The sequence below is a fragment of the Achromobacter insolitus genome, from assembly GCF_002209555.1.
Lineage (GTDB): Bacteria > Pseudomonadota > Gammaproteobacteria > Burkholderiales > Burkholderiaceae_B > Achromobacter > Achromobacter insolitus.
In genome coordinates this window covers 970,764-983,414 of record NZ_NJIF01000001.1, presented here as the reverse complement: position 1 = coordinate 983,414, position 12,651 = coordinate 970,764, and the positions used below count along the sequence as shown (strand labels likewise).

Below are 12,651 nucleotides of genomic sequence, written 5' to 3'. Positions count from 1 at the left end.
CCTTCAGGAGAAACGCATGAGAATCGCTACTTTTGCCGTACTGTTGGCGGCCGGCCTGATTTCTCCCCTGACCGCGCGCGGCGCGGACGCCGTGCAGGGGGTGTCCCTGTACGGCGTGGTGGATGCGGGGGTGGCCGTCACAAATGTGTCCGGACAGGGCAGCCATAGTGGGTTGCTCAATGGCGGGCTGACCGACTCGCTCTGGGGCATGACGGGGGAGGAAGACATGGGCGGCGGATGGAACGCCCGGTTCCAGTTGGAAAGCGGCTTCGATCCCTCGTCCGGCAAGCGGGCCGACGACGACCGCTACTTCAACTACGCTGCCTGGGTGGGCCTGGGGCACGACAGCTATGGCGAATTGCGGTTAGGCCGTCAACATACGATAGGGCAGGTCTACGGCAATTCGCTGGAAATCGCGTCCTGGAAGGAAATGGGCATGGGCGCCACGTTCAAGGCGTCCGACAACTATCAGTTCAGCAACCTGGTCAATTACTACACGCCGGCCTGGCACGGCTTCCAGGCCGGGATCGGCTATTCCTTCGACGCCGACGGCCAGGACCATTTTGGCACCGCCAGCAACAACCGCGCGCTCAGCCTGGGCCTGAAATATGAGGACGGGCCTTTGCTGGCGGTGGCCACCTGGGACCAGTTGCGCCTGGCCGATGCCCCGCCGGGAAGCAATGGGCGGCCGCAGGCGGTGCAGCTAGGCGCCTCTTACGATTTCGAGGTGCTGAAGCTGTCCCTGGCGTGGTCGCGCCAGCGCAATGGCGATGTCGGGCTGGATGGTGGCGACCCGGACGGCTTGGGGCTGGGCCTGGGACCCGCCGCTTTCGTCCGTGGCGGCACGGTCAACGCCTGGCTGGTGGGCGCCAGTGTGCCTGTGGGGCCGGGCGCCGTCCTGGTGCAATGGTCGCTGGCACATCCGGACTGGCATTGGGACAACGGCATGACGGCGCGCAATGCGCAGGTGATGACTCTGGGCTATACGTACACCTTGTCTCCTCGCACGACGCTGTATGCCTTTGCCGGCTATGCGTCGAATTACACGCTGGACGACCAGTTCGACCCCGCTCATTCCCACACCACGCGCGTGGGCACGGGCATTTCGCACCGTTTCTGAGTCCGGCGGCGGGGCGGCCCGGGGTCAACTACAATCGGCAGGTGCGGCGCATGGCGCCCGTCCCCGTCCAGCCCCGACGTTTTCCGGAAGGTTTGCATGGATAGTCTCGAATGGCTCATACCCTGGGAGTTCTCTCCCACGCTGGTGGCCTCCTTCCTGGTGGCCATCGTGCTGTTCGTGCGTGGCCAGCGGGTCCATCATGTGACCGCCGCCCGCCGCATCCTGTTCTGGACGGGCATGGTGCTGCTGTACCTGTCCATGCATACCCGGCTCGACTACTACGCCGAGCGCATGTTCTTCATTCACCGCATCCAGCATCTGGTGCTGCATCACCTGGGGCCGCTGCTGGTCATGGCGGCCTTCCCGGGCCAGGTCATGCGGGCGGGGCTGCCCATGCGCTGGCGCGTCCGGCTGCGCGACTTCCTGCGTACCGGCGCCGGCCGCGCCACGGTGACGGTGCTCACCCACAAGATCTTCGTTCCGGCCCTGTTCGTCTTCCTGGTGCTCGTCTGGCTGATCCCGTCGGTGCAGTTCTATTCCATGCTGGACTGGCGGCTCTACCGCCTGATGAACTGGTCGGTGGTGATCAGCGGCTTCATGTACTGGAACCTGATCCTGGACCGCAGGCCCGCGCCGCCCGCGGCCATGACGCCGGGCGGTCGGGTCATCTCGCCCGTGCTGACCATGCTGCCGCAGATGGTGGCCGGCGCGATCATCGCCTTCACCGAAAGCGATATCTATCCGCTCTTCGAACTGTGCGGGCGGGCCATCGCGATGTCGGCCCAGACCGACCAGACCATCGGCGGCCTGACCATGTGGATACCGGCAGCGCTGGTCGAGGTGATCGGCCTGATGGTAGCCCTGGGGACGTTGATGCGCCTGTCGGCAAAGGGACGCCTGCGCAAGGCGGACCGCGATGCGCAGGCGCGGGCCAGGGCCAAGGCCCGGGCGGTGTCCGCCTGAGGATGCAGCCGGCTTGCCGTTACTCGGGCAGCAGGCCGTGGTACTTCTTGCCCAGCGCCACGGTAGCCTGGAACATGCCAGCCTTGCTGCCGCAGTCGTAGCGCACGCCTTCATAGCGGTGCGCATATACGGCGCGCTCGCGCATCATCGACGCGATGCCGTCCGTCAGCTGGATTTCGTTGCCGGCGCCCATTTTGGTGGAGCGCAAGTGGTCGAAGATTGCGGCTTCCAGCACGTAGCGGCCCACGACGGCGAGCGTCGACGGCGCGGCTTCGGGATCCGGTTTTTCCACGATATGGGTGACGCGTTCGGTGCGGCCGTCGGCGCGGGCATCGCCCTGGCGGGTGGCCACGATGCCGTACTTGCGCGTATCCGCGCGGGGCACGTCCTGCACGCCCAGCACGCTGGCGTTCTGCGCCACGGCCACGTCCACCAGTTGCTTCAGCGCGGGCTGGTCGGAGTCGATCAGGTCGTCGGCGAGCAGCACGGCGAAGGGTTCGTCGCCCACCGCGGGCGCGGCGGACAGCACCGCGTGGCCCAGCCCCAGCGGGGCGGATTGGCGGATGTAGAGGCAATTCACATGCGCGGGTAGAATGCCCCGCACCATGGCCAACAGCTCATGTTTGCCCTTGCTTTCCAGATCGGATTCCAGTTCCGGGGCGGAGTCGAAGTGGTCTTCGATGGCGCGCTTATTGCGCCCGGTCACGAAAATAAGGTCGGTGATTCCGGCAGCCACGGCTTCTTCCACGGCGTATTGGATCAGCGGCTTGTCGACCACGGGCAGCATTTCCTTGGGCATTGCCTTGGTGGCGGGCAGGAACCGCGTACCCATGCCAGCGACAGGGAAAACAGCTTTACGGACAGGACGCATTGAGACCTCGTTGGGGGTATCGATGAAACATTTTAAGCTCATCGCTATCATAGGCTTATGAACCGCAGGAAAATGCCATCCATTTGCTCGATTGCGAAACGGGGTGCAATCGTCGGCCTGTCCGTGGCCTTGGCCATGCCCGCCCTCCCGATTGCCGCCTGGGCGCAGCCGATAGGGCTGCCCTCGATGGGCGCGGCGTCCGCTACCGAGCTGTCCCCCATGCTGGAGCGCAGCCTGGGCGAGGCCATCATGGCCCAGGGGCGGCGCGACCCGACCTATGTGGACGATTCCGAACTCAGCCAGTACCTCACCACCATGGGGCGCAAGCTGGCGGCGTTCGCGCCTGGCGGTGTTCCCGAGGTCGAGATGTTCGGCGTGCGCGACCCCGAAATCAACGCCTTCGCCATGCCTGGAGGTTTCATCGGCGTCAACACCGGCCTGATCGTGTCTTCCGGCAGCGAATCCGAACTGGCCGCGGTGCTGGCCCACGAAATCGGCCACGTCGTGCAGCGCCACATCGCCCGCGGCATGACCCAGCAAAACCAGAACGGCATGGTCATGTTGGCCAGCCTTGCCGGCGCCCTGCTTGCGGCACTGGCCGGCGGGGGCGGCAATCTGGCAATGGGCGTGGCGGCCTTTGGCCAGGCAGCAGCCATCAACCGCCAACTGGGTTTTTCGCGCGATGCGGAACGCGAGGCCGACCGGGCCGGGCTGCAGATGCTGACCAAGGCGGGCTATGACGCCGAAGGCATGGCGCAGATGTTCGGACGCCTGATGAATGCGTCGCGCCTGAACGAAGGGGCGGGAGGCGGCTCATGGGCCAGCACCCACCCTCTGTCCATCGAACGTATGTCGGATGTGCAGAACCGGGTGCGCAATCAGTCGCCCGTGGCACGCCACGTGGACAGCGACGACTTCTGGTACGTGCGCGCCAAGATGCGCGTGGTGCAAGGCCGCGATGCGGTCAGCCTGCGCACCGCGAGCCAGCAATTGCAGGACGAGGCCCAGGCGCTGTCCGGCGTGCGCCGGTCTGCCGCCTATTACGGCCTGGCGCTGCAGGCATACCAGCGCAACAACCTGGCGGAGGCCGAGCGCAACTGGAACCTGGCGTCGGCCGACGGCCGCAGCTCGGCTCAATTGGCCAAGCTCAGCGTGGACATTGCCCTGGCCCGCAAAGACTACCCCCGCGCGCTGGAGCTGGCCCAGGCCGGCACCAAGCGCTGGCCGGGGCACCGGGCCCTTGGCATCGCCTACGCCCAGGCATTGCAAAGCGTCGGCCGCCACGCGGACGCGCAGGAATACCTGCGCGCCAAGATCAAGCAGTGGGGCAGCGATGAGCCTAGCCTCTACCAGATGCTGGCCCAGAGCGAGGACCGCAACGGCAAGCCCGTGGCCGCGCGCCGCGATCAGGCGCGCTACTACGTCATGACAGGCGCATACGCCGCCGCCGAATCGCAATTGCAACAGGCGCGCAGCATGTCTACCGACTTCTACGAACAATCGCAGATCGACGTGCAGATCAAGGAAGTCAAAGACAAGCTGGCCGAAGAGCGCCAGTTGCTGGAGCGCTTCAAGTCGGGTTGAACGCCGGGCCTGGCAGGGCGCGCGCGCCCTGCCAGCGTCTTACAGGCCAGTCTCGAAGAAGCGGCCCAGCCGCTGTGGCAGCCAGTTCAGGTGCGCCGGGAAGCTGCCTGTCGGAAAACCGGCATGGCCGCCATCCGTGGGCTGGTGCAACAGGATGGCGGACGAGCATTCCTCGGGCGTGGGCAGCGAGGCGGCCGGCACGAACGGATCGTTGCGGGCATTGAGCACCAGCGTCGGCACGGAGATCTTCGGCAGCCACGGCTTGCTGGAGGCGCGCGTCCAGTAATCCAGCGCATTGCGAAAACCATGCATGGGCGCCGTGTAGGTGTCATCGAACTCGCGCAGGTCATGCGCATGCGCAATACGCATGACGTCGACCGCGCCGGGGTAACGGTGCGCCTTCTCCAGCACTTTGTGCTTGAGCGTCTTCAGGAAATGGGCGGTATAGACCCGCCGATTGAATACGCCGGTGGACAGCGTCTTGCCGCAAGCCACCAGATCCAGCGGCACGGAGACACCCGCGCAGGCGGTCAGCCAGCCGGTGTCTTCCTGGTGCTCGCCCAGGTATTTGAGCAGGGCGTTGCCACCCAGCGAAACGCCCACGGCATGCCAGCGCGCATGCGGGATGCGCTGGCGCACGGTTTCCAGCAGGAAGCCGACCTCGGCCGAGTCGCCGGAGTAGTAGGCGCGGGCCAGACGGTTGGGCACGCCCGAGCAGCCTCGGAAATGCGCGATCACCACGATCCAGCCGCGCGCGCGGAAATGATGCGCAATGGATTGCGCATAGCGGCTGTTACTGCCGCCTTCCAGGCCGTGGAACAGGATCAGGGCGGGCGTGTCGGGCGTATGCGGCAGGGACTTCCAGTCCGCATCCGTCATCCACCGTGCCGCGGCGGTCTTGCCATTGGCGACCGGGCGCTGGCCGCTGACGGGCGCACCGTCGGCGGACTTGTGCGGGAACAGGCCCGGACCGGTCCAATCGAAGTCGACGAAATCGGTGTCGGGCGTGTCGACCCGATCGCGCACGAACGCGATCCGGTGATACTGCGCGAACAAGGCGGCGTACACCGTCTGGCTGTCGCCTCCGGGCAACCAGGAGGGAACGGGGCAGGGCGTTGTATCAAGACGAGCAGCGGCCAACTAAAAATCCACCCGATTCAGTGCAGCATGTCGGGTACGTCGTGCAAGTCGAGCACCCCGGCTTCCGTGGGCGCCGGCGAGGCATGGTGCATGACCATGCGCCAGCCGGTGGGGCCCTTGTGGTAGATATTGGTGGCGTAGCAATTGGCGAATTGCGTGCCTTCCCGCGTCTGCACCGCCACCTGTTCCACCAGCACGTGCACGGCGCACATCATGCTCAGCATGACCAGCGGGCGCAAAGGGCGCACGTGCAGGGGGCCGTTGGCCAGTACCTGCTGCCAGGAGTCGTGCACCGCCGAGTGGCCGACGATACGCAGGCCTCCCGGGTGGATGCAGACGACTTCCTCGTCGTCCGCCCAGACTTGCATCAGGCGAACGACGTCCGCCTGCTCGAGGGCTTCGTAGAACGCGTGCTCTGCTTCTTCGGGCGTGGCGAACATGGTTGCGGAAACGGGTGGACGTTGTGGAGCGGGTAACTCAGTGCCCGTGGCCGTGCAGCACGGTGCCGGGCTTCAGGCGGTATTCGGCGCCGCAGTAGGCGCAGCTGGCGGAGCCGGTGCGAGCCACGTCCAGGAACACGCGCGGGTGCATGCTCCAGAGCGGCGCCTTGGGGCCCGGACAGAACACGGGCAGGTCGTCGGCGCCGACCTCGATGACTTCGTGGGAGTGGGGGACGGCGGCCGAGGCAGCAGCGGTCATGGATATTCCTGAAAAAAAACCGGTAAACGGCAGGTTGGGGCAATGTTGCGGCCTGGTCTTGGACCGGGCCGCGCGGATCAGACTTTACTCAGCCAGTGATGGTACTTCGGGTTGCGGCCATTCACCACGTCAAAAAACGCTTTCTGCAGCTTCTCCGTGATCGGGCCGCGCCGGCCGGAGCCGATCTGGCGGTTGTCCACTTCCCGGATGGGCGTCACTTCGGCGGCGGTACCGGTGAAGAACGCTTCGTCCGCAATGTAGACGTCATCGCGCGTCAGGCGCTTGGTGAGCACGCGCAGGCCCAGGTCGGCGGCCAGCGCATGGATGGTCGAGCGGGTGATGCCGGTCAGGGCAGAGGCGATTTCCGGCTCGCAGAGCACGCCGTCCTTGACGATAAACAGGTTCTCGCCGGAGCCCTCGGCCACAAAGCCTTCGGTGTCCAGCAGCAAGGCCTCGTCGTAGCCGTCTTGCAGGGCTTCGGTATTGGCCAGGATGGAGTTGGCGTAGGTGGTGGCCACCTTGGCGCGCGGCATCGTGACGTTCACGTGCTGGCGCGCGAAGGACGACACCTTGACGCGGATGCCTTCGGATAGCGCTTCTTCGCCGAGGTACGCGCCCCAGGGCCAGGCGGCAATGGCCACGTGCACCCGGGCGCCCTTGGGAGAGACCCCCATTTTCTCGGGGCCGTAGAACACCAGGGGGCGCAGGTAACCGGCTTCCAGCTGGTTCTCGCGCACAACCGTCCGCTGCGCCTCGTTGATCGTGTCGCGATCGAAGGGCATGGGGATCTGGTAGATGTGCGCCGAATTGAACAGGCGGTTGGTGTGGTCTTGCAGACGGAAAATGGCGGTACCGATCTCGGAACGGTAGGCGCGTACACCTTCGAACACCGACAGGCCGTAGTGCAGGGAGTGCGTCAGGACGTGCGTGGTCGCGTCTCGCCACGGAACGAGCTTGCCGTCATACCAGATGAAGCCGTCGCGGTCTGCCATCGACATGGTCTACTCCCAAGAGCCCAAGAATCTCGAGGCCCGTATTGTATCAAGCGGCGAGGTTACAATACGCGCCTATTCGCGCCCCGGCGCGGCGTCCCCGGACCCGCGCACAGTGATCCCGGCGGGCGAACGGGTTGTCGTGCGTTCCTTTTCCTTAGAGTTTCCATGTCGTCCTGTCCGAATCGCCAGGGGCCAGCCGTTGTCCTCTGAATCCGCGCTTCCTGAAACCGAAGACCCCGCCGTGGTCCGCCAGGAACGCCTCACTGCGTTTCGCGCTGGTGTTCACGCCATCGTGCCCGCCCTGATCGCCACGGCCACGTGGGGGCTGGTCACCGGGGTGGCGATGGTCAAATCGGGGCTGACGGAGTCGATGGCGCTGGCCATGACCCTGCTGCTGTACGCCGGTTCCGCGCAACTGACATCCCTGCCGCTCATCGCCACCGGCGCGCCGCTATGGCTGATTTTCGCCGCCGGCTGCGTGGTGAACCTGCGTTTCCTGATTTTCGGCGCGGCCCTGCAACCCTATTTCCGCCATTTGTCCTGGCCCAAGCGGCTGGGGCTGGGCTATTTCACGACCGACATGGGCTTCGTGCTGTTCATGCCGCGCTATGGGGATGCGGCGGTGCGGGGCACGCGCGAGCAGCTCTGGTTCTTCCTGGGCGCCATCGCGCCGGGCTGGTTCGTCTGGCAGACGTCCTCCATCGTGGGTATTTACCTGGGCACCATGGTGCCCACCGGCTGGTCGCTGGACTTTGCCGCGGTGCTGGCGCTGTTGGCCATCACGGTGCCGCTGGCCAGTTCCAAGCCCATGCTGATTTCGATGCTGGCCGCAGGCGTGGTCGCCTGGACCGGGCAGGTCCTGCCGCTACGCCTGGGCCTGGCGGCCGCCGTGGTGGCAGGCGTGGTCGCCGGCATCTGGGCCGAACGCTATTTCAAGGCCCGCGCATGACTTTCTGGCCTTCCGAAATCTACGTCTATTCCGCCATCCTGCTGCTGGCCCTGTGCAGTGTGCTGACCCGCGCCGGCTTTATGCTGTTCGGCGACTACATTCCCCTGCCGGAGGGGGTGCGACGCGCATTGCGCTACGCGCCCGCGGCAGCGCTGACCGCCATCATCGTGCCGGACCTGCTGCCCTGGAAGGCCGGCTTGGGGCCCGTGTTCGACTACAAGCTGGTCGCCGGCGTGGTCGCCATCCTGGTATTCCTGCGCACCCGCAGCGCGGTCCTGGTCATCATTGTCGGCATGTTGGCGCTCTGGGGCCTGCGCTGGCTGGCCGGCTGAGGATACTGCCATAAAGCGTCCATCTGGTGGACGTGCTGGGTATGCCCGGCGGGCGCTCTTTGGGGGCGTCGGCAGGCGTTTGCAATGCCTTTCGAACGGCGTCTTGACCGTGTGGTAATGCGGCTGCGCTAAAATCATGTTATCCACAGCAATCCGGGCCTGGTACTGCCCTCATGAGTATCGAATCCAGAATGCGCCGCCTGGCCTGCAAGGCAGGAGGAAGATTGCGCGTGTTCAGGCTGTCCCGATGCATATGTAGTGCAGTGCGCGTAGCACTCTCGTTTTGTTCTTTTTCACTGGTCCCGGTATCTGCCTAACCCTGATGACTGAATCCACTCAATCCGTAGCACCCGCCGCTGCCGCACCCGCGCCGACGTTCGCCGACTTCGGGCTGCACCCCCTGCTTCTGCAGTCCATCGCCGAAACCGGCTACACCACGCCCACGCCTATCCAGGCCCAGGCCATCCCTGTCGTGGTGGAAGGGCGCGATGTCATGGGCGCGGCCCAGACGGGCACCGGCAAGACGGCCGCCTTTACGCTGCCGATCCTGCACCGCCTCATGCCGCTGGCCAATACCAGCGCATCGCCCGCGCGCCATCCGGTGCGCGCGCTGATCCTCACGCCCACGCGCGAACTGGCTGACCAGGTCTACGAAAGCGTCAAGCGCTACAGCAAGCAGACGCCGCTGCGTTCCGCGGTGGTGTTCGGCGGTGTGGATATCGGCCCGCAGAAGGAAGCCCTGCGCCGCGGTTGTGAAGTGCTGGTGGCCACGCCTGGCCGTCTGCTCGATCACGTCGAGCAAAAGAACGTGAACCTGAGCCAGGTCGGCATTCTGGTGCTGGACGAAGCCGACCGCATGCTGGACATGGGCTTCCTGCCCGACCTGGAACGCATCATCCGTCTGCTGCCAGCGCAGCGCCAGGGGCTGTTGTTCTCCGCCACCTTCAGCAACGAAATCCGCAAGCTCGGCCGTTCGTACCTGAACCACCCTGTCGAGATCGAAGTCGCGGCGCGCAACGCCACCGCCAACACGATTACCCAGATCGCCTACAAGATGCCCAGCGACGCCAAGCGCGCGGCGGTCGTGCATCTGGTGAAGTCGCGTGGCCTGAACCAGGTCATCGTGTTTTCCAACACCAAGATCGGCACAGCGCGGCTCGCCCGCGACCTGGAGCGCGACGGCGTGCGCGCCGAATCAATCCATGGCGACAAAACGCAGGCCGACCGCATGAAGGCGCTGGAAGCCTTCAAGGCTGGCGAACTGGAAGTGCTGGTGGCGACCGACGTGGCCGCGCGCGGCCTGGACGTGGCCGGCGTGCCTTGCGTCATCAACTACGATCTGCCGTACAACGCCGAAGACTACGTGCACCGCATTGGGCGCACGGGCCGCGCGGGCGCCTCGGGCGAGGCCATTGCCTTGTTCACGCCCGATGAAGAACGCTTTCTGCTCGATATCGAAAAGCTCATCAAGCGCGAAGTGCCGCGCGGTACCCTCGACGTGCCGGCCGACCTGGTCGCGCGCAGCCACCGCCGCAGCGATGAGCGCCGAGGTTCGTCCTCGCGCGAAGGCCGTGACAGCCGCGGCAGCGACCGTGGCCGTACGTCCGAGCGCCGCTCCGGCTACTCGTCTGGCGCGCCGCGCCAGCCCGTGGACGATTTCTTCCTCAAGCCCTATGAGCCCTCGGTCTCGTCCGCTCCCGCCGAAGAGCCCGCGCCCAGGAACAATGGCGGCTCCACCGGGCCGAAGCGCCAGATTGCCGTCCTGCTGGGCGGCAGCCGCAAGCCCTGAGAAGCTCTTGCTTGAAAAAAACCGCAAGCCCTAGGGGCGTTGCGGTTTTTTTTTGGTTGGGGGGCTTTCAGGCAGCCAGCATGCGCGGCAGGTCCGGCAACGCCGTGGCGACCGCGGGGCTGTTTTCATTCAGGCTCTCAAGCAGTCGTTCCAGGTGGCCGATATGCGGCAGCATCGGTCCGTAGAACACCACTCGCGAGCCGATCTGCACCAGCAGGGTAGGGAAGTTTTCCACATCTTCGTCGCCCAGCAGTTCGGCGTGGTCCTCGATGTCTATCCAGGCGAAGACGTGCCGCGGCATGGCGTCGGCCAGCGCTTGCAGTTTGGGCTTGTATTGCTCGCAGGTATCGCACCAGGCCGCGCAGAAGCAGGCGACCAGCCAGGTGTCGGGCGATGTGCCGAGCCGCGCGCGCAGAGCAGCCAGGTCGGTATCGGGTACAAGTAGAGACATGTGGGCAGATCAAGGCGTGTTTGACTATCATACCCGGGATGTCTATCCCCTTATTCTTCGTCCATGACTGCTTTGCGCACTGATTCCGCCACGCCCGACAACGGCCGATTTTCCGCAGCCGGCGCCGGCGCCGTCAGCGTGGGCCAGGCGTTCAAGCGCGCGCTGGTGTCCCAGTGCCACCCCTCCATGCTGTTCGCGGTATTGCTGCCGTTCCTGATCGCGCTGGTGGGGGCGCTGTTGTTGCTGTACCTGTTCTGGACACCGCTTAACGAATGGCTGGCGGCGGAGGCGGCGCGCTGGGACTTCGTCAACCGGGCAGAGGACTGGATGTTGGCGATGGGGCTGTTCTCGCTCAAGGTCTACATGATCCCCGTGATCGCGGTGGCCATTCTGTTGCCAGTCTCGGGCATCCTGGGCCTGGCGATTGCGGCCGTCTTCGTGATGCCGCTTGTGCTGCGCCACGTCAGCAAGCGTGAATACGTGAGCGTCGCGCGCCAAGGCAGGCATGCGACCGCGGTCAGCGTGTGGAACGCGATCTGGGTGTCCCTGGCCTTTGCCGCGGGTTGGCTGCTGACGCTGCCCCTCTGGCTGGTGCCGCCAATGGCCATTGCGCTGTCCATTTTCTGGTGGGCCTTCGCGTTCTCGCGCATGATGCGGGTGGACGCCATCGTTGAACATGCCAGCCCCGCCGAGCGCCAGCTGATCCTGGAACGCAACAACGGCGGCTTCTGGACCATAGGCCTGATCTGTTCGCTGTTGAACCTGTTGCCGCCGGCGTGGGTCATCCTGCCGGTATTCTCCGCCCTGGTCTATGCCCACTATGGTCTGGAAGCGCTCAAGCGTTTGCGCGAGGACCGCGTCATCGACGTCTGACCGGCGTCATCCCTCTCAACTACTGGAATCGGACATGGCCGCAGAACCCGCCGCCCGCCGTATCGGCCTCATCATCGTGGGGGACGAAATCCTCTCGGGCCGCCGTCAGGACAAGCATTTTTCCAAGGTCGTCGAACTGCTGGCCGCGCGCGGCATGCAGCTGGGCTGGGCCGAGATCGTGCCCGACGACCGCGACACGCTCATTGCCACCTATAAGCGCAGCTTTGCCACCGGCGACGTGGTGTTTTCCTGTGGCGGCATTGGCGGCACGCCCGACGACCATACACGCCAGGCCGCCGCGGCCGCGCTGGGCCTGCCGCTGGCGCTGCATCCCGAGGCCGAGCAGGCCATCGCCCTGCGGACGGCCGAGATGGCCGCCAAGGGGCAGGGCACGGCCGACATGAGCGCACCGGAAAACCAGCAACGCCTGCAGATGGGCGTGTTTCCGGAAGGCTGCGAGATCGTGCCGAACCCCTACAACCGAATTCCCGGCTTCTTCATCAAGGACCACACCTTCGTGCCGGGCTTTCCCGTCATGGCGTGGCCCATGCTGGAATGGACGCTGGACACACGTTATCGTGCGCTGCAGCATGTGCGGGCGCATGCGGAACATTCCTTTCTGGTGTTCAGCATGCCCGAATCGCGCATTACGCCCGCCATGCAAACCGTGGAAACCCGTTGGCCGGGCGTCCGGGCATTCAGCCTGCCCAGCGTGGGCGAGGCGGGCGGCACGCCCCATATCGACCTGGGCGTGAAGGGCGAACCGGCCGCCGCAGCCGAGGCGCTGGAGTTTTTAAGGGCTGAAGTGCTGCGCCTGGGCGGCAAGCTTGCGCCGCCGCCGGCAGCATGACGACAGGGCCGCCCTTCATGTGCGGCCCTTTTTTT

At 65.5% G+C, this 12,651-nt stretch carries 14 protein-coding genes; 8 read left to right on the top strand and 6 right to left on the bottom strand.

The window, feature by feature from the left end; all coding sequences use genetic code 11:
- The first annotated feature begins 16 nt into the window (after window positions 1–16).
- Both CEY08_RS04450 and CEY08_RS04445 read left to right on the top strand, forming a co-directional pair.
- Window positions 17–1,120 (top strand): porin, encoded by a 1,104-nt coding sequence (locus CEY08_RS04450; RefSeq protein WP_076816120.1) that lies wholly within the window; start codon window positions 17–19, stop codon window positions 1,118–1,120.
- 96 nt (window positions 1,121–1,216) lie between these two features.
- Window positions 1,217–2,083: a cytochrome c oxidase assembly protein gene (locus CEY08_RS04445; protein ID WP_076816118.1), complete on the top strand. Its 867-nt coding sequence runs from the start codon at window positions 1,217–1,219 to the stop codon at window positions 2,081–2,083.
- A 19-nt stretch (window positions 2,084–2,102) separates the two neighbouring features.
- Here the strand turns inward: CEY08_RS04445 and galU are convergent, their stop codons facing one another.
- Entirely contained in the window at window positions 2,103–2,954 is an 852-nt protein-coding gene (gene galU, locus CEY08_RS04440) for a UTP--glucose-1-phosphate uridylyltransferase GalU (protein ID WP_063642351.1), read from the bottom strand.
- Window positions 2,955–3,011: 57 nt separating this feature from the next.
- Here galU and CEY08_RS04435 point away from each other — a divergent pair, with 57 nt between their 5' ends.
- Window positions 3,012–4,538 carry a M48 family metalloprotease gene (locus CEY08_RS04435; RefSeq protein ID WP_076816116.1) on the top strand — a complete coding sequence of 509 codons (1,527 nt, stop codon included), beginning with the start codon at window positions 3,012–3,014 and terminating at the stop codon, window positions 4,536–4,538.
- 39 nt (window positions 4,539–4,577) lie between these two features.
- Here the strand turns inward: CEY08_RS04435 and CEY08_RS04430 are convergent, their stop codons facing one another.
- The 4 genes from CEY08_RS04430 to CEY08_RS04415 form a co-directional block, all read right to left on the bottom strand.
- Window positions 4,578–5,678, bottom strand: a complete 1,101-nt coding sequence (locus tag CEY08_RS04430) for a YheT family hydrolase (protein ID WP_042796550.1) — start codon at window positions 5,676–5,678, stop codon at window positions 4,578–4,580.
- Between the two features lie 17 nt (window positions 5,679–5,695).
- Window positions 5,696–6,118 carry a YybH family protein gene (locus tag CEY08_RS04425; protein ID WP_042796551.1) on the bottom strand — a complete coding sequence of 141 codons (423 nt, stop codon included), beginning with the start codon at window positions 6,116–6,118 and terminating at the stop codon, window positions 5,696–5,698.
- 37 nt (window positions 6,119–6,155) lie between these two features.
- Window positions 6,156–6,377 carry a zinc-finger domain-containing protein gene (locus tag CEY08_RS04420; RefSeq protein ID WP_076816114.1) on the bottom strand — a complete coding sequence of 74 codons (222 nt, stop codon included), beginning with the start codon at window positions 6,375–6,377 and terminating at the stop codon, window positions 6,156–6,158.
- 77 nt (window positions 6,378–6,454) lie between these two features.
- Entirely contained in the window at window positions 6,455–7,375 is a 921-nt protein-coding gene (locus CEY08_RS04415; RefSeq protein WP_076816113.1) for a branched-chain amino acid transaminase, read from the bottom strand.
- Between the two features lie 196 nt (window positions 7,376–7,571).
- Here CEY08_RS04415 and CEY08_RS04410 point away from each other — a divergent pair, with 196 nt between their 5' ends.
- From CEY08_RS04410 to CEY08_RS04400, 3 genes are all read left to right on the top strand, one after another.
- Window positions 7,572–8,321: an AzlC family ABC transporter permease gene (locus CEY08_RS04410; protein WP_076816111.1), complete on the top strand. Its 750-nt coding sequence runs from the start codon at window positions 7,572–7,574 to the stop codon at window positions 8,319–8,321.
- The gene (locus tag CEY08_RS04405) at window positions 8,318–8,653 is read left to right on the top strand and encodes an AzlD domain-containing protein (protein WP_042796553.1); all 336 of its coding nucleotides are present in this window, start codon (window positions 8,318–8,320) and stop codon (window positions 8,651–8,653) included. The genes CEY08_RS04410 and CEY08_RS04405 overlap by 4 nt, the downstream gene beginning before the upstream one ends.
- A gap of 322 nt (window positions 8,654–8,975) precedes the next feature.
- On the top strand, window positions 8,976–10,442 hold the full coding sequence (locus CEY08_RS04400) for a DEAD/DEAH box helicase (protein ID WP_088607589.1): 1,467 nt from the start codon (window positions 8,976–8,978) through the stop codon (window positions 10,440–10,442).
- A 67-nt stretch (window positions 10,443–10,509) separates the two neighbouring features.
- On the opposite strand, the gene CEY08_RS04395 is transcribed toward CEY08_RS04400, so the two are convergent.
- Window positions 10,510–10,893: a thioredoxin family protein gene (locus tag CEY08_RS04395; RefSeq protein WP_042796555.1), complete on the bottom strand. Its 384-nt coding sequence runs from the start codon at window positions 10,891–10,893 to the stop codon at window positions 10,510–10,512.
- 63 nt (window positions 10,894–10,956) lie between these two features.
- Between CEY08_RS04395 and CEY08_RS04390 the strand changes: the two genes are divergently transcribed.
- Window positions 10,957–11,766 carry an EI24 domain-containing protein gene (locus CEY08_RS04390; protein WP_076816108.1) on the top strand — a complete coding sequence of 270 codons (810 nt, stop codon included), beginning with the start codon at window positions 10,957–10,959 and terminating at the stop codon, window positions 11,764–11,766.
- Between the two features lie 34 nt (window positions 11,767–11,800).
- Window positions 11,801–12,616, top strand: a complete 816-nt coding sequence (locus CEY08_RS04385) for a competence/damage-inducible protein A (protein ID WP_042796557.1) — start codon at window positions 11,801–11,803, stop codon at window positions 12,614–12,616.
- Window positions 12,617–12,651: the final 35 nt, after the last annotated feature.